The following is a 13,866-nucleotide window of genomic DNA, read 5'->3' as shown; positions in this document are numbered from 1 at the left end:
CTCGATGGTTCAGGCGATCACGTCGGGCCTGCTGCTGGGATCGAAATCGGCCCAGTCGCCGCCGACGATATTGCCCTGGGCCCGTTCGATGTGGTGGGCGCCCAGCTGGCGCAGCAGGTCGACGGCGCGCGCCTGCAGGTCGGGATCGTCGAAGGCGACCGCCACCAGCATGCCGGCCGTGCGCGGCGGGACGGCGTTCTCGCCGCCCTCTTCGGGTTCGCCCCGGTCTTTCATCTTGCTGAAGCTGAACAGTGAGCCGACATGGCCGCCCACAAGCCCGCCGACGATCGGCCCCAGCGGTCCGGTAACGGGCGAGGTGGCGGCGCCCACGGCCACACCGACAGCGCCGCCGGTGGCCACGCCCTTCACCACGCCTTCGGGCGCTTCCTTGGCGCCCGGCGACTGGAGATGGTCGCCGCCGATGGGTGTCATATCGTGCTGGCCGGGCTGGCTCAGGTAAAACCCGCTGATGCGGTCGGCATCGAAGCCGGCGTCGATCAGCGCGTCGCGCGCGCGGTCGACATCGTCCTGAAGCTGGAAACGTCCTGCGATGATGGTGGACATCGGCGAATCCTCCCCATTATGTGGCAAATAAGTAGCGTCTACGGTAGCTCAAGCGTACGCGGGCTGCACCCGCCGCTCTGTACGCGATCGCACGCTGCTCATTGCCGCCGCTACCGCCACTGCCCATAGACCACCCCATAGCTCGGCGGTTCCGCCACCGGCGGCGGCGGAGCGCTCTGCCATTGACGTGGATCGATCCGGTAATACTTGAGGAATTCCTCGTACAGGGCCGGATGCTGCGCCGCCAGCAGGTGCGGCTGCTCGAAGAAACTTTCGGTGGCCACCGCGAAGAACTCGGCCGGATTGGTCGCGCCATAGTGGTCGAGCACACCCTGCATGCCCCACATCGCCTCGTGGCGCAGGTTGGCATAGTCGCGCGACAGTACCTCGGACCAACTACGGTAGCGCTCGCTGCTGCCCAGGTAGGGGGCGCCATTCGTATTACCCGACTCGCTGTCGAGCTGGTGGGCGAATTCGTGCAGCACCACGTTATGGCCGGCCGTCTCGGCATGGCCGGCGCGCCGCACATGGTCCCACGACAGGATCACGCGGCCATCGCCCCACGATTCGCCCAGCAAGTCCTGGCGTTCCTCGGTCACCACGCCGGACACGTCGACCTGCTTGCGCGGCGCCAGGAAGGCGCCGGGATAGACCAGGATCAGGTCCAGCGTGGGATAGATAGCGGGCTTGCCGTTGTCCGCAACTCGCCCCAGCAGCAGCAGGCAGGCCTGGCCCGCGATCGTCACCCGCATCTCGTCGGTGACGTCCAGGCCGGCGCAGCCGACGAATTTCTTTTCGTGCAGGAATTGCTGGACCATGCGTTGCAGGCGCCGGCGCTGCCCCTCGTCCATTGCGCGATACTGGGCGAGGTTGCGCGCCAGGATGGCGGCATGAGAGGCCGGCAAGGGCCGCGCCAGCGCCTGCCGCAGGCGCCACTTCGGCCACAGCCAGGCCGCCAGCACGGCCAGCCCCACTGCGCCGACTGCGATGGCTTCCATGGTCAAGCCTTGCCGGCCAGCCAGGCTTGCACCTCGTCGGCGCCGCCGATCAGCTCGCCGCCGACGAAGACTTGCGGCCAGGTCATGCGGCCCGTGACGCCGCGCAGGACGATGCTATTGATCTTCTGGTCTTCGGAGATCTCAGTGTAGTGGATGTCATTGTCGCGCAGCGCCTGCTTGGCGCGGGCGCAATGGGGGCAACCGGGACGCGAGAACATGACGACCGGTTCCGGCACCTCGGCATCCGGCGCCAGGTAGGCCAACATGGTATCGGCATCCGATACCTCGAACGGGTCACCTTCGCGCTCTGGTTCGATGAAGATCTTGTCGATCACGCCGTCGCGCACCAGCATCGAATAGCGCCAGGAGCGGCGGCCGAAGCCCAGCTCGCGCTTGTCGACCAGCATGCCCATGCCCTCGGTGAAATCGCCGTTGCCATCCGGAATGACCGTGATATTGGCGGCGTCCTGGCCGGCCTTCCACTGGTTCATGACGAAGGCATCGTTGACCGAGACACACAGGATGTCGTCCACGCCATGCGAACGCAGCACCGGGGCCAGTTCGTTATAACGCGGCAAATGGGTCGAGGAACAGGTTGGGGTGAAGGCGCCCGGCAGGGAAAACACGACGACCGTGCGCCCCTTGAACAACTCGTCGGAACTGAGATCACGCCATTGGTCGTCGGGCCTGGCCTTGAAGACCACGTTCGGGATTGCTTTGCCTTCCAGCGATTCGGCACTCGGTAACATCGTCACTCCTATCTGGTTGAACCTGCCGGCTGAGCGGCTGCATGGCAGACAAGTGAGGATTATTGACCGGTTTTCAACACAGGAGTTGCAATAAGTTGCTCACCCGGATGGCGCAGCGCGGCTAGCCCATAAAAACAAAGCCGCGCATAAAGCGCGGCAAAAATGACGACAGCGATCGTCGAACCGGAGCCGCTGCGGGTCTCTACCGCAGCAGCCCCGGGCGCGCACTCAGGCGCGTTCCTTGGCGGTAACGGCGTTCTGGCCTGGCGCCGGGCCGAACAGCGCCGCCACCAGCGGGTCACGGGCGACCGGGCTGCGGTTCACGCGGATCGCGTAATGGGTGTCATCGGCCAGGATGTGGAAATGGCGACCGCTGCCGGCCATATTCTGTTCGCGCAGGCCTGGACGCTCCTTGCGTGGGGCCGCGCCTTCGCGCTTCGGCTGGCAGATCGCGGCCAGGAAGGCCTTGACGCGCTCTGGATCTGGCGAGATCTGGTACACGGCCTTGCCCAGGTAGGTGGCGGTGCCTTCGATATAGCGCGCCAGTTCGATCACGCCGGCTTCGCGCAGGTCGCGGATGTACTTGCGGGCGCCCGATGGCGAGAATTTGAGGAACCAAGCGATCTCGTCGGCCAGCATTTCGTGGCTCGACAGTTCATTGATCAGCTTTTGCATGTTTTCGATGCGACGCTGGGTGGCCGAGGTCGAACGCACACGCTCGATCGGGGCCAGCGAAATCGGGGCGCGCTCGGTCGGTTGTGGTGGGACGCGCTCGATCAGCGCCGAATTGCTGGAAGTGTGCACTGCGCCGGTTTCGCCTGGTACCGCGTTGTGCTGAGTCGTTGCATGCATATCGATGAGCTCCAATATAGAGAGTGAGACTGTGTGGTCCGGGTCGCTGTGTGTCGTATGACACCCTGACAACATCTCGGTTCCGCTTAACTGGACTCAAGATTGCCTGCATCAGACATCATGGTCTGTGCGCCATCCAACATTCGACAACATTCCCAAAAGCATTTTTCACCCGCGCTCTCCCTGCGCCCGCTGCTGCAGAATATGCCCCTCCCTTTTGGCGAACATGCGCGCATGCCATGTCGATGTCAGAATGTCATGTCACATACCTAATATGAATATGTCGACATGACAGCTGGGTGACGGCGCGCGCGCGTCGCACGCCCGCTCTGTACATGACAACGTCGTTACAGTTCGTTTCATCTTGGAAATGTGGAGTTTTTACCACTGTTGTAAAATCGCACTGCCATTCCACGTTGGGTGCGCTACCGCACCGAGCATACGGAACTTGCACTGTTATTCTTTATCCAACATCGCTGCTGACGTATGCGTTGTCATCAACTTTTAACCTACGGGAGTTACCTGTGAACAATACCAAGAAGATCGCCCTGGCTGCTGCGCTGCTGTGCGCATCCAGCGCCACCCTCGCCCAAGAGCTCAACCCGTCGTGGTACATCCAGCCAAGCGTCAACCACGTGAAGCCGGATGCCGACTTCGGCGTGGATGATCGCGACACCGGTGGTGGCCTGAAGTTCGGTAAGGCGGTCCACCAGAACTGGGATATCCAGATCGGCGCCAGCCAGACCCGCTTCGAGCAAGGCCAAAGCGAGTATCGCCAGACCCTGCTGGGCGTCGATGCCCTGCTGATGCTGAGCCGCGATCGCTTCCGTCCGTTCGTCCTGTTCGGCCTGGGCGCCGAGCGTGACAAGGTCAACAACCCACTGCGCAACGTCGAGAAAAACTCGCCGTACGCCACCGTCGGTATCGGTTTCCAGGCAAGCCTGACCCCGCAATGGTCGCTGCAAGCCGACCTGCGCACCGTGCGCGGCTTCCTGCGTGATGACGAAGAATTCGGCTTCAAGCGCAGCAACAACAAGATGCTGACCGTCGGCCTGAACTACGCGTTCAACCCGCCACCAGCGCCACCGGCACCGGCTCCAGCTCCAGTGGTCGAGGCTCCGCCTCCAGCACCGGCGCCAGTCGAACCGCCACCACCACCAGCACCGCGCTTCCAGAAAGTGACCCTGGAAGCCACCAAGCTGTTCGCCTTCGACAAGGCTGAAGTGATCACCCCGGCGCCTAAGCTGGACGAGATCGCCGCTGCCCTGCAAGCCGACACCTCGGTCACCAACGTCGAAATCACCGGCTACACCGACCGCCTGGGTTCGGAGAAGTACAACCAGGCCCTGTCGGAGCGCCGCGCCAATGCCGTGCGTGAATACCTGGTCGGCAAAGGCATCGACGGCAACCGCCTGCGCGCCGTCGGCAAGGGTGAAGCCAACCCACTGGTCGAGTGCCAGCAGAAGAACCGCGCCCAGCTGATCGCTTGCCTGGAACCGAACCGTCGCGTCGAAGTCGACCAGATCACGGTCGAAGTGCCAGTGCAGCAGTAATTCCTTAGGCGGCAACGCTTATTCGAGGGGGCTTCGGCCCCCTTTTCATTTGGAGGATGGGATATGGCAGTTAAGAAATGGTTCCCTTACACGCACCAGATCCTGAAAGTCCTGCGCTGCGCGGTAACGGAATGGCTGGACCACCGTGCCTCCAGCAAGGGCGCAGCACTGGCCTTCTACACCCTGTTTTCGCTGGCCCCGATCCTGGTGCTGGTGATCGCCGTCGCCGGTTTCTTCTATGGTGAAGAAGCCGCGCAAGGCCAGTTGCTGGCCGAGCTGCGCGGGCTGCTGGGTGCGCAGGGGGCGGACACGATCCAGGCCATCCTGGCCGGCGCCCAGAACAAGGAATCGGGCCGCTTCGCCACGATCGTCGCCACCTTGCTGCTGATCGTCGGCGCCACCACCGTGTTTTCCGAGCTGAAGGACAGCCTGGACGAGATCTGGGGCCTGCCGGCGCCGGCCGACGCCGGCATCTGGAACACGATCCGCACCCGCCTGCTGTCGTTCGGCATGGTCCTGGTGCTGGGTTTCCTGCTGATGGTGTCCCTGGTCGTCAGCGCCGCCACCACGGTGGCCGAGAAGTTCATCACCGGTGTGTGGCAGGAAGCCGCCATCGTCATGGGCTGGGTCGCCTCCGGCATCGGCTTCCTGGTCATCGCCACCCTGTTCGGCGTGATCTACAAGCTGCTGCCGCGCGTGCGGCTGTCGTGGAAAGACGTCACCATCGGCGCGCTCGGCACCGCGGCGATGTTCACGCTGGGTAAGTTCGGAATCGGGCTATACATCGGCAACAGTGGCACCACCGACAGCTTCGGCGCCGCCGGTTCGCTGATCGCCCTGCTGCTGTGGGTGTATTATTCGGCGCAGATTTTCTTCCTGGGCGCCGAATTCGCGCGCCAGTACGCCCTGCAAATGGGTAGCTTGCACAACAAGCCGAAGGAAATCACGGGCGTCGAACCGAAGGCCAGCACCGCGTAAAAAACCGTAGGGTGGACGGCTTCGCCGTCCACGCGTCCAACGACATCGTGCGTCCATGCGGTGCAAGGGAAAATTGGACGCGTGGAAGGCAGAGCCTTCCACCCTACCGGTTTATTCGCCCAGCAGCTCCGACACCACTTCCATTCCCTCGACCCGCTCGGCCACCACCTTCAGCACCATCACCACCGGTACGCCGAGCAGCAAGCCCCAGACGCCCCACAACCAGCCCCAGAACAGCAGGCTGACGAAGACCGCAGCCGGATTCATGCGCGCGATCTTGCCGGTCATCCAGGTGGCGACGACCATGCCGACCAGGGTCGCGATCGCCATCGAGGCGCCGGCCACCAGCATCACCATGCTCAGGGTCTCGTACTGCAGGAAAGCCGCCATCCCGGTCGCAACCGTGATGACAAGGGGACCGAAATACGGCATCAGGTGGGCCACGCCGGCGAAGGCGGCCCAGGCGCCGGCGTTCTCAAGACCGATCAGGCGCAACGCGCCCCACATCAGGAGGGCCAACAGGATATTGGTCACCAACAGCATGAACATATAGCTCTGGATCGAGGTATTGATGTCGTCCAGGATATGGACGGTGACTTTCTTGCGTGTGAGCGAGGGACCGGTGAGCTTGACCAGCTTGCGCTTGAAGGTGTCGCCCGCCAGCAGCAGGAAGAACACCAGGAACACGACCATGGTCGCCTGCGACATGAAGGCGGCCAGGCTCATCGAGCCGGCCAGCACCCAGTCCATCACGCGGATCGGCGAACTCGCCGCGGCGGCCGGCGGCGGATACTGGCGCCGCTGCTGCGCCAGGCGCTTGGCGTCGGCGCCGACATTGCTCGCGGCACGCTCGATCTCGGCCGCCGCCGCCTGCATCTGCTGCAGGGTCGAGCGCTGGCCGCTGGTATTGGTGAGGATGCGCGTGACCTTGTGGGTCAGCGTCGGCAACTCGTCGAGGATATTGAAGAATTCGCCCTGCAGCCGGTACAGGGTGCCCGCCATCGCGCCCACGATCACGGCCGTGACCAGGGTAGCGCCGATGATGCGCTTGATGTGCCAGCGTTCGAGCCAGCGCACGACGGGATTGAGGGTGTAGGCGATCAGGATGCCGAGCAAGAGCGGCACGAAGAACTTTTGCGCCCACTGGAGCGCGAACACGAAAGCGATGGTGGCGAGGATGCCGAGCGACAGGCCGCGCGCATTGACGTGCAGCGGCACGCGCATGCCGCCGATGTGCAAGGCGATGTCGTCGCCGGCCCCGCGCGCGTCGGCGCGGGCGGCGTCGCCCGGAGGGGCGGCTGGTTCAGGCAAAGGGTTGGATGCTGCCGGCGTGGCCGGATCGGTTGGTGCTAGCTGCATGGTATGCCTGAACGAGATGCCGGGCCGCCCCGGCTAAGCGCTTATTATTTCACACGGATGTCGTTCTTGACCGAAGTCACGCCCTTGACGCCACGGGCGATTTCGACAGCGCGCTGGGCATCGCGTGGATCGGCCACGAAGCCCGACAGCTGGACGTCGCCCTTGAAGGTTTCGACGTTGACTTCGCGGGCCTTCACGTTCGGGTCGTTGATCAGGGCAGCCTTGACCTTGGTGGTGATCACGGCGTCATCGACGTACTCGCCGGTGCTGGCCTGGTTATTGGTCGACGAGCAGCCGACGGCGGTGATGGCGACGGTGGCGACGAAAGCTGCGGAGATGAGGTTCTTGGCGATTTTCATGATGGCTCCTTATTGATTAATCATGGTGGTGCAATACCCTTGCGGGCGGGTTGGGCGGCGCCGGCAATCCGGCCCGCGGGTTCTTTATTTGCCGTATGCCGTCCGGGTGGTGCTGACGCACCCTTCCTTGACGTCACCGGCGAAGGCATCGCACTTCTGCAGTGCAACGCGGTATTCGGCGTCGATCCTGGCGTCCTGCGCTTCCAGACGTGCCTCGATCGCCTTGCGGTCGGCCCGGGCATCGGCTTGGCTGGCCACCAGGGTGGCCTTGGCCTGGCGTTGGCACACGTCGCGGTCGTTGCCGAGCGCGGCGCTGCAGCGCGTCTTGTCGCGCTCGTAATAGGCAGAGGCGATGCGCATGCGCGCCTGGGTATAGGCCGCCAGCGTGTTCTTGTGGGCGGCGCCCGCTTCTTCCTCGACGCGCACGCGGGCGGCACGGGCGTCGGCGACGCAGATCTCGTGTGGGACACCAGCCAGCGCATCGCAGCGCGCCTTGGCGGCGTCGTAGGCGGCTTCGGCGGCGTCCATCGCCTGTTGATAGACGGTCTTCGCCTCCGGCGCCGGCAGCTGGGCGACGGCCTGGCCGGCCCAGCCGAGCGCTGCACCGATCAGCAGGAGTACGTGTGACGTCTTCATTATTTTTGTTCTCCATTTGTCAACATTGGAGACATCTTTACATGCCGCGCACCCGGTTTCTGTTCGGTGCCGAACACAACTAGCAGACTCTTGGCGCCGACATATAGATGAGCAGATATAGAACAAGAAAGTTGAATGAAAACTGGCCACACCAACCGAATTTCTGCCGGCGGAGATAGTCATGGCAGCGGGCTCTACCCTCGAAGCAAGGTGGGTGCGGCAACGCACAGACCCTCGCCGGCCACCTGACTATTCTGGACTCATACTTTTGTCAGGAGAACAACATGAATGCTAACCGTAAATTTATCGTCGCCTTGCTGGCGACCGGCGCGCTTCTCACTGGCTGCGCCAGCAACAGTTCCCAGCCCTACGGCAACAACGCTGGATACGGCTCGGGCAGCAGCACCGCCTCGGCCGGCTACGGCGTGATCGAATCGATCCAGGTAGTCCAGGGCGAGAACCGCACCAGCGGCGCCGGCGGCGTGCTGGGCGGCGTGGTCGGCGCACTGGCCGGCAGCCAGATCGGTAGCGGCGGCGGCCGTACCGCGGCCACGGTGGCTGGCGGCCTGGCTGGCGCCGTCGTCGGCAACAACGTCGAAAAGAACCGCAATGCCCCGGGCCCGGAGATGTATCAGATCAATATGCGCATGGATAACGGCGAATACCGCGCCGTGACCCAGGACAGCGCCTACGATCTGCGCGTGGGCAACCGCGTGCGCATCGTCGACGGCCGCGTCTACCGCTACTGATCCACCGGCATGAGACAGCTGGAGACAACCATGGCTACTCTCACCCGCATCGTGCGCGGCGCCTGCGCCTGCGCCCTGGCCGGCGCCGCCTTCGCGGCTTCGGCCCAGGACCTGGCACAAACCGGCACCGACGCGACCGTCAACCCCACCGTCGCCCGGCAGCAGGCCCAGGAAATCGCCAAGGGCGACCCGCCGCGCTGGTACCGCGACGATCCGGCGCAGCAGACGCTGCGCAAGGAACTCGGCGCGGCGCTGCAGGAAGCGCAGAACGCCTGCCGCAAGGCGCCAACGGCCGAGCGCAAGTCGTGCATGCAGGACGCCCGCGCGACCTGGCAGCGCGAGACGGCGCAGCTGGGCAAGCCGATGCCGCGCCAATAAATTCCAGGCGCAGCGACGAAAGCGGCCATCCGATGGCCGCTTTTTTTCGTCTATTTCCTTTTACGTCGCGGCGGCAGCGGATACACGTCGGCCACCAGGGTGCTGTCGCCGATCTGGCGGCTGGGCGACGCCGCGTCGTGCACCACCAGCAGCCCTTCTTCGCGCCCATCCTGGCTCGAGAACAGCGACATGCCTTCCGGATGGTCGACGCCCTGCCCGAACGGCAGCGCCAGCACGTGTTCCAGCATGTCCCGGCTCACTGCCGAGGCCTTGTCCGGCCGCGCCCCGCCGGGCCAGCGCAGTACCGTCACCGGACCATCGAGGTCCATCGTCGGCCCGGCCAGGATCAGCAGATCCTTGCCGTCCACGCACAGGTCGCGGATGCCCAGGCCATCCAGGTCAAGAAAGTGCTTTCGGTACAGGGCGCCCTCCTCGTCGAGCGGCGCCAGCCTTAGCCAACCCTCTTCGCCATCGTCGACCGGCGCCACCTCGACGATCGCGGCCCAGCCGCGCAGCACCGGGCCGCGCAGGCCCAGCAGCACATGCTTGCCGGCCAGGGCGATGCCCTCGATATCGAAGCCGTTGTCCTTGCCCGGGATGGCCAGGAAGGGACCGAAGTGCTCGTCCTGGCGCAGCAGCCCCGTCAATTCGTTGCCGTGTTCGTCGCCGCGCAGCAACGCCGCGGTGCGCCGCTTGCCCTTGTGCTCCGCTTCCTTCTGCAGCGTGAAGCCGCCATCCTGCTTCACCAGCGGGATACGCGCCAGCAGGTAGCGGTTGCCGTCGGCGCTGACGGCCGCCAGGCGCTTGTGCGAGCGCCGCACGCCGTCGCCCTGGTCCGGCCGTTTGCGGCGCAGGCTGTGCGAGCCGGTCACCCACAGGTAGTCGCCGTCGCTGGCCAGTCCCTCGATATCGGCTTCGTTGATGCGCTTGCTTCCCTCTTCGTGCGGCGGCAAGGGCAGTTGCAGGAAGTCGTGCAGCGCGAACTGGTGGTGTGCGCGCGCAAAACTGGTCTTGCCGCGGCTGTCCTCGGCCTCCAGCGTCAGGCGCTCGATGCTGAGCGACTCGTCATTGGCCAGCCACAAGGTATCGCCCATGCGCAGGGCCACCGACAGGCCGTTGCGCAATTCCTTGTCGGGACTGAGGTCATCGCGTTCGGGATGGAATTCGAGCAGGACGATATTGGACGGATGCATATTGCGCCTCGCGATCGGTTTTGACGCCGGCATAGCCCCAGGCCTGCGCACGGTGCGTCAACCGCCAGCCGCGGCGTGCGTTATAGGGTGCAGCCGACAAAAAAAGACGGCGTCCAATCCCCGATTGCGACGCCGCTCAAGCCCCACCATATTCTGTACAACACGATCCGCCCTGTCGTTCTTGATGGCGGCGCGATCGCTCATAGTCGTGCACTAACTTCGGTGCTCCAACTTCGGTACTCTAACTGCATGTTCCAGCCCGTGTTCCGGCTGGCGGTTGCCGCAAGACCCCTTGCGGCAACGTCTGGAATACAGCTTACCCTTATTCTGGTATTTGCTGCGCCCGTTTGCGATTGACGTACCAGCCCAGTGCGCCCAGCACCAGGGCGGCGCCCGCCGCTGGCTTGCCCAGCCGGCGCTGGCGCACGAAATTGATCACGCCCAGCGCATATGGCAACAGCACCGACACATTGGTTCCGGTAGGCTTGAGCATGGCATCGGCCCGGGCACGCAAGGCCCAGGTGGCGTGATCCATCGCCGAGTGCAGCATGACTTCGGGCTTGATGCCGTACTGGATGCTGGCCTTGGCATGCGCCACGCCTGCTCGGAAGAACTCGCCTTCACGCAACAGCTCTGCCTTGCGCACCGCCGGATCCAGGCTGTGCTGGTGACCGGCCAATCCTGTCGTTCCGTTTTGATTCTGCATACCTTCTCCCTTGGTGAGCCCTTACATCAACATCTCGCGGTCGTTCTTGAGTTCTTTCATCGTCGCCGGGAAGGCCAGCTTGTTCTGCTTGAGCAGCGCCAGTCCCTTCGTCACCAGCACCGCCGTGATCAGGGCGAAGACCGCGAACATGATCAGCAGGATGGTCCAGCCCATCGATTCCCAGGCCAGCGCAACCACCGTCATGGCGCCGAAGGCGATGGCGAACCAGACCGCCAGCACCGCCGCCGCGAAGATGGCCAGCAGCTCGATTACGTGATTGCGGATCTCGGACAGCTCGAGCGCCGCCAGTTCAACGCGCGAGACCGCCAGCCCGAACAGGCTCTTGAACAGGCTCGATATGCCACTGATGACACCAGGGTTGTGTACGATCGCTTCTTGTTTATCCACGTCTATTCCCCCGGCGTTAATGTTTGCGGCTCAGCAGGATGCCGAGCAGCACACCGACGCCGGCCGCGATCGCCATCGTGCGCCACGGATTGTCCTTAACGTAGACATCGGCCGTGTGGGCCAGTTCCTTGCCCTTCTCCACGGCCTGGGTCGGCAGCAGGCTGGCGCCACCCAAGGCGCGGTCGAGCAGCTCCATGCCACGCGCGCGCAGTTCCTCGGCCTTCTCGCCGGTCAGCGAAGCGGCCGCGGTCAGCATCGACTGGGCATCGCGCACCAGCGCCTTCATGTCGGACTGGGTCGCATAGGTGCTGCCGCTGATCGGGTGCATGCTGCCGTTGGTGTTGCGGGAAGTTTCTAGCATGTTCTACTCCTGTCACTGAAAAATCATTGAAAAACCGGCCGCGAACAGGCCGGGGCCGTCATCCTGGCCCGGCTGGTTCGCGGCTGACGACTCACGCCATCAGGTCGCGCAGGTCGTCGGCATGCTCTTCTTCCATCGCCATGATGTCGATAAGCATATTGCGCGTGGTCGGATCCTTGTCGCCGATCGCCGCGATCATCTGGCGGTAAGACTCGATCGCCACCCGCTCGGCGATCAGGTCGGCCCGCACCATCGCCTGCACGTCGTCGGACTCGTCGTACTCGGCATGGCTGCGCGCGGTGAACGTGGACGGGTTGAAGTTGGGCGAGCCATTGAGCTGAACGATGCGTTCGGCGATGCGGTCGGCGTGGTCCTGCTCTTGCTGGGCGTGCTCGAGGAACTCAGCCTTGATGTGCCCCGTGTTGGGGCCGGCCACCGTGTAGTAATGGCGCTTGTAGCGCATCACGCACAGCAGTTCGGTGGCCAGGGCGTCGTTGAGCATCGCGATGACCGCTTCGCGGTCGGCCTGGTAACCCTCGGTGACGGCGCCGTCGTCGAGGTTGGCTGCCGCGCGGCGAATCGCCTCGATGTCGAAGCCGTGTGCCAGGTTGTTGGTCTGTTCCATGGTGTTTCCTTAATCAGTGTTCAGTGTGGTTCAACGCATTGCTGCGCGTGGGGGAATCTGCGCGCCATCGTTGGACAGCACGATCTCGACGCGGCGGTTCTGCTGGCGGCCGGATGCGTTGTCGTTCGACGCCACCGGGAATGCCTGGCCATAGGCCTTCATCGAAATGCGGTCGCGCGGCACGCCCAGTTCGCCCAGGGCGCTGGCGACCGCGTTGGCGCGGCGCTGCGACAGGTCCTGGTTGTAGCTCGCGCTGCCGGTACTGTCCGTAAACCCTTCGACCAGCACCGTACGGTCCGGGTTCTCGCGCATCACATCGGCCAGCTTGCGCAGGGTCGACATTCCGTTCGGATTCAGGTTCGCCTGGTTGGTGGCGAACAGCACGTCGCCGATCGTCACCACGTAGCCGCGCTCGGTCTTGACGGCCTGGATGTCGTTCAGCAAGGCTTCCAGGTGGGCGGCGCGCTCGCTCAGGGCGGCGTTCTGCTGCTGGGCGGCCTGGGCCTGTGCCTGCGCCTGCTGGGCCGCGGCGGTGGCGGCCTCGGCCTCGCGCTTGGCGCGTTCGGCTTCGGCGGTGCGCGCCTCGAGGCGGACCTGGTCGCGCTGGCGTCCCGCATCGGCGATATCGGCTTCGGCGGCCTTGGCCTTGGCGACTTCCTGCGCGGTGGCAATGCGCTGCTTGGCGACGTAGGCCAGGCGGTCGACGTCTTCCAGGCTTTCGCGGCGATGCGCGGCCTGGTTGGCCTGGTCGAGCGCTTCGCTGGCCTGCTTGAACTCCATCGGCGCATAGGTCGACACTTGCGGATTGTTATTGGCGCTGACGAAGTCGGCGCGTGCCTGGTCCAGGGTCGCAGTGGTCACCGGGGCGCTGGCGCAGGCGGCGGCCAGCACGGCGGCGGCCAGGATCGAAACGGCGGATTTACGGTTTTTCATGTTCTTGTTCCTCTTCTTGTTGGAGCGCCGTTCGACGGCGCGGACTCATGCGTTAAATGCGAACCTCGAAGCTTGGTCTTACTGGTTGTTGGCGCGGTCGACTTCCTCGCGCAGCACGCGCAGGTCTTCGTTCAGCTGGGTCGAGGCTGCGGTCGCCTTGGCCGACACGGCCTTGCTCTGGGCCAGCTTGGCATCGGCCTGAGCCTGGACCGCCAGTTCGCGCGCCAGCTTGTAGTCGCGTGCGGCCAGGGCCTGGTTGGCGCGGCCCATCTTGTCGCGGGCGGCGCTGATCTCGGCTGGCGCCAGTTCGGCGGCGCCTGCCGACACGGCGTTCTCGACCGCGTGGCGCGACACCGCCACGTCCGCCGTTGCAGGGGCCTGGTCGGGGCTCGCGCATGCAGTCAGTGCCAGCACGGCTGCGGCGCAGCTGAGGCGAAGCCCGGTCATCGTTTGATGTTTATTCAT

18 protein-coding genes are annotated in these 13,866 nt (G+C 64.5%); 4 read left to right on the top strand and 14 right to left on the bottom strand.

Annotated elements, in window-relative coordinates; all coding sequences use genetic code 11:
• Nucleotides 1–9: 9 nt before the first annotated feature.
• From SOM28_RS07155 to SOM28_RS07140, 4 genes are all read right to left on the bottom strand, one after another.
• Nucleotides 10–564, bottom strand: coding sequence for a hypothetical protein (locus SOM28_RS07155; RefSeq protein ID WP_320467687.1), 555 nt, complete (start codon nucleotides 562–564; stop codon nucleotides 10–12).
• Between the two features lie 110 nt (nucleotides 565–674).
• A complete protein-coding gene (locus tag SOM28_RS07150; protein WP_320467686.1) occupies nucleotides 675–1,562 on the bottom strand; it encodes a M90 family metallopeptidase in 888 nt (295 codons plus the stop codon).
• A 2-nt stretch (nucleotides 1,563–1,564) separates the two neighbouring features.
• Entirely contained in the window at nucleotides 1,565–2,311 is a 747-nt protein-coding gene (locus SOM28_RS07145; RefSeq protein WP_320467685.1) for a glutathione peroxidase, read from the bottom strand.
• 228 nt (nucleotides 2,312–2,539) lie between these two features.
• The gene (locus SOM28_RS07140; RefSeq protein WP_147937076.1) at nucleotides 2,540–3,163 is read right to left on the bottom strand and encodes a winged helix-turn-helix domain-containing protein; all 624 of its coding nucleotides are present in this window, start codon (nucleotides 3,161–3,163) and stop codon (nucleotides 2,540–2,542) included.
• A gap of 524 nt (nucleotides 3,164–3,687) precedes the next feature.
• Here SOM28_RS07140 and SOM28_RS07135 point away from each other — a divergent pair.
• Together SOM28_RS07135 and SOM28_RS07130 are read left to right on the top strand one after the other, a co-directional pair.
• A complete protein-coding gene (locus tag SOM28_RS07135; RefSeq protein WP_123069574.1) occupies nucleotides 3,688–4,716 on the top strand; it encodes an OmpA family protein in 1,029 nt (342 codons plus the stop codon).
• Between the two features lie 63 nt (nucleotides 4,717–4,779).
• Nucleotides 4,780–5,694, top strand: a complete 915-nt coding sequence (locus SOM28_RS07130; protein WP_123069573.1) for a YihY/virulence factor BrkB family protein — start codon at nucleotides 4,780–4,782, stop codon at nucleotides 5,692–5,694.
• Nucleotides 5,695–5,805: 111 nt separating this feature from the next.
• Here the strand turns inward: SOM28_RS07130 and SOM28_RS07125 are convergent, their stop codons facing one another.
• The 3 genes from SOM28_RS07125 to SOM28_RS07115 all read right to left on the bottom strand — a co-directional run bounded on the left by SOM28_RS07125 (nucleotide 5,806) and on the right by SOM28_RS07115 (nucleotide 8,048).
• Entirely contained in the window at nucleotides 5,806–7,053 is a 1,248-nt protein-coding gene (locus SOM28_RS07125; protein ID WP_320467684.1) for an AI-2E family transporter, read from the bottom strand.
• Nucleotides 7,054–7,097: 44 nt separating this feature from the next.
• A complete protein-coding gene (locus tag SOM28_RS07120) occupies nucleotides 7,098–7,412 on the bottom strand; it encodes a BON domain-containing protein (RefSeq protein ID WP_123069571.1) in 315 nt (104 codons plus the stop codon).
• Between the two features lie 84 nt (nucleotides 7,413–7,496).
• Nucleotides 7,497–8,048 (bottom strand): hypothetical protein, encoded by a 552-nt coding sequence (locus SOM28_RS07115; protein WP_123069570.1) that lies wholly within the window; start codon nucleotides 8,046–8,048, stop codon nucleotides 7,497–7,499.
• Between the two features lie 284 nt (nucleotides 8,049–8,332).
• On the opposite strand from SOM28_RS07115, the gene SOM28_RS07110 reads away from it, so the two are divergent.
• Both SOM28_RS07110 and SOM28_RS07105 read left to right on the top strand, forming a co-directional pair.
• Nucleotides 8,333–8,797: an outer membrane lipoprotein gene (locus SOM28_RS07110; protein WP_123069569.1), complete on the top strand. Its 465-nt coding sequence runs from the start codon at nucleotides 8,333–8,335 to the stop codon at nucleotides 8,795–8,797.
• Nucleotides 8,798–8,827: 30 nt separating this feature from the next.
• Nucleotides 8,828–9,175, top strand: a complete 348-nt coding sequence (locus tag SOM28_RS07105) for a hypothetical protein (protein ID WP_123069568.1) — start codon at nucleotides 8,828–8,830, stop codon at nucleotides 9,173–9,175.
• A gap of 50 nt (nucleotides 9,176–9,225) precedes the next feature.
• Here the strand turns inward: SOM28_RS07105 and SOM28_RS07100 are convergent, their stop codons facing one another.
• The 7 genes from SOM28_RS07100 to SOM28_RS07070 form a co-directional block, all read right to left on the bottom strand.
• A complete protein-coding gene (locus SOM28_RS07100; protein ID WP_123069584.1) occupies nucleotides 9,226–10,368 on the bottom strand; it encodes a DUF3616 domain-containing protein in 1,143 nt (380 codons plus the stop codon).
• 322 nt (nucleotides 10,369–10,690) lie between these two features.
• Complete coding sequence (locus SOM28_RS07095) at nucleotides 10,691–11,074, bottom strand: hypothetical protein (RefSeq protein ID WP_123069567.1); 384 nt, start codon at nucleotides 11,072–11,074, stop codon at nucleotides 10,691–10,693.
• A 21-nt stretch (nucleotides 11,075–11,095) separates the two neighbouring features.
• Nucleotides 11,096–11,482, bottom strand: a complete 387-nt coding sequence (locus SOM28_RS07090) for a phage holin family protein (protein WP_123069566.1) — start codon at nucleotides 11,480–11,482, stop codon at nucleotides 11,096–11,098.
• Nucleotides 11,483–11,498: 16 nt separating this feature from the next.
• Nucleotides 11,499–11,843 (bottom strand): ElaB/YgaM/YqjD family protein, encoded by a 345-nt coding sequence (locus SOM28_RS07085; protein ID WP_229414938.1) that lies wholly within the window; start codon nucleotides 11,841–11,843, stop codon nucleotides 11,499–11,501.
• Nucleotides 11,844–11,934: 91 nt separating this feature from the next.
• A complete protein-coding gene (locus SOM28_RS07080; protein WP_123069565.1) occupies nucleotides 11,935–12,468 on the bottom strand; it encodes a ferritin-like domain-containing protein in 534 nt (177 codons plus the stop codon).
• 30 nt (nucleotides 12,469–12,498) lie between these two features.
• Nucleotides 12,499–13,401 (bottom strand): OmpA family protein, encoded by a 903-nt coding sequence (locus SOM28_RS07075; RefSeq protein WP_320467683.1) that lies wholly within the window; start codon nucleotides 13,399–13,401, stop codon nucleotides 12,499–12,501.
• 78 nt (nucleotides 13,402–13,479) lie between these two features.
• Nucleotides 13,480–13,866, bottom strand: coding sequence for a DUF4398 domain-containing protein (locus tag SOM28_RS07070; protein WP_123069563.1), 387 nt, complete (start codon nucleotides 13,864–13,866; stop codon nucleotides 13,480–13,482).

It is taken from the genome of Massilia sp. CFBP9026 (assembly GCF_034045165.1).
Lineage (GTDB): Bacteria > Pseudomonadota > Gammaproteobacteria > Burkholderiales > Burkholderiaceae_D > Telluria > Telluria arenae.
The sequence above is the reverse complement of the archived record's forward strand: the minus strand, read 5'-3'. Positions and strand labels throughout refer to the sequence as shown.

Coding starts and splice junctions, on each gene's coding strand:
- SOM28_RS07080 (WP_123069565.1), bottom strand. CDS start 12,468: ATGGAACAGACCAACAACCTGGCACACGGCTTCGACATCGAGGCGATT.
- SOM28_RS07145 (WP_320467685.1), bottom strand. CDS start 2,311: ATGTTACCGAGTGCCGAATCGCTGGAAGGCAAAGCAATCCCGAACGTG.
- SOM28_RS07105 (WP_123069568.1), top strand. CDS start 8,828: ATGGCTACTCTCACCCGCATCGTGCGCGGCGCCTGCGCCTGCGCCCTG.
- SOM28_RS07100 (WP_123069584.1), bottom strand. CDS start 10,368: ATGCATCCGTCCAATATCGTCCTGCTCGAATTCCATCCCGAACGCGAT.
- SOM28_RS07120 (WP_123069571.1), bottom strand. CDS start 7,412: ATGAAAATCGCCAAGAACCTCATCTCCGCAGCTTTCGTCGCCACCGTC.
- SOM28_RS07085 (WP_229414938.1), bottom strand. CDS start 11,843: ATGCTAGAAACTTCCCGCAACACCAACGGCAGCATGCACCCGATCAGC.
- SOM28_RS07130 (WP_123069573.1), top strand. CDS start 4,780: ATGGCAGTTAAGAAATGGTTCCCTTACACGCACCAGATCCTGAAAGTC.
- SOM28_RS07115 (WP_123069570.1), bottom strand. CDS start 8,048: ATGAAGACGTCACACGTACTCCTGCTGATCGGTGCAGCGCTCGGCTGG.
- SOM28_RS07125 (WP_320467684.1), bottom strand. CDS start 7,053: ATGCAGCTAGCACCAACCGATCCGGCCACGCCGGCAGCATCCAACCCT.
- SOM28_RS07140 (WP_147937076.1), bottom strand. CDS start 3,163: ATGCATGCAACGACTCAGCACAACGCGGTACCAGGCGAAACCGGCGCA.
- SOM28_RS07110 (WP_123069569.1), top strand. CDS start 8,333: ATGAATGCTAACCGTAAATTTATCGTCGCCTTGCTGGCGACCGGCGCG.
- SOM28_RS07070 (WP_123069563.1), bottom strand. CDS start 13,866: ATGAATAAACATCAAACGATGACCGGGCTTCGCCTCAGCTGCGCCGCA.
- SOM28_RS07155 (WP_320467687.1), bottom strand. CDS start 564: ATGTCCACCATCATCGCAGGACGTTTCCAGCTTCAGGACGATGTCGAC.
- SOM28_RS07150 (WP_320467686.1), bottom strand. CDS start 1,562: ATGGAAGCCATCGCAGTCGGCGCAGTGGGGCTGGCCGTGCTGGCGGCC.
- SOM28_RS07095 (WP_123069567.1), bottom strand. CDS start 11,074: ATGCAGAATCAAAACGGAACGACAGGATTGGCCGGTCACCAGCACAGC.
- SOM28_RS07075 (WP_320467683.1), bottom strand. CDS start 13,401: ATGAAAAACCGTAAATCCGCCGTTTCGATCCTGGCCGCCGCCGTGCTG.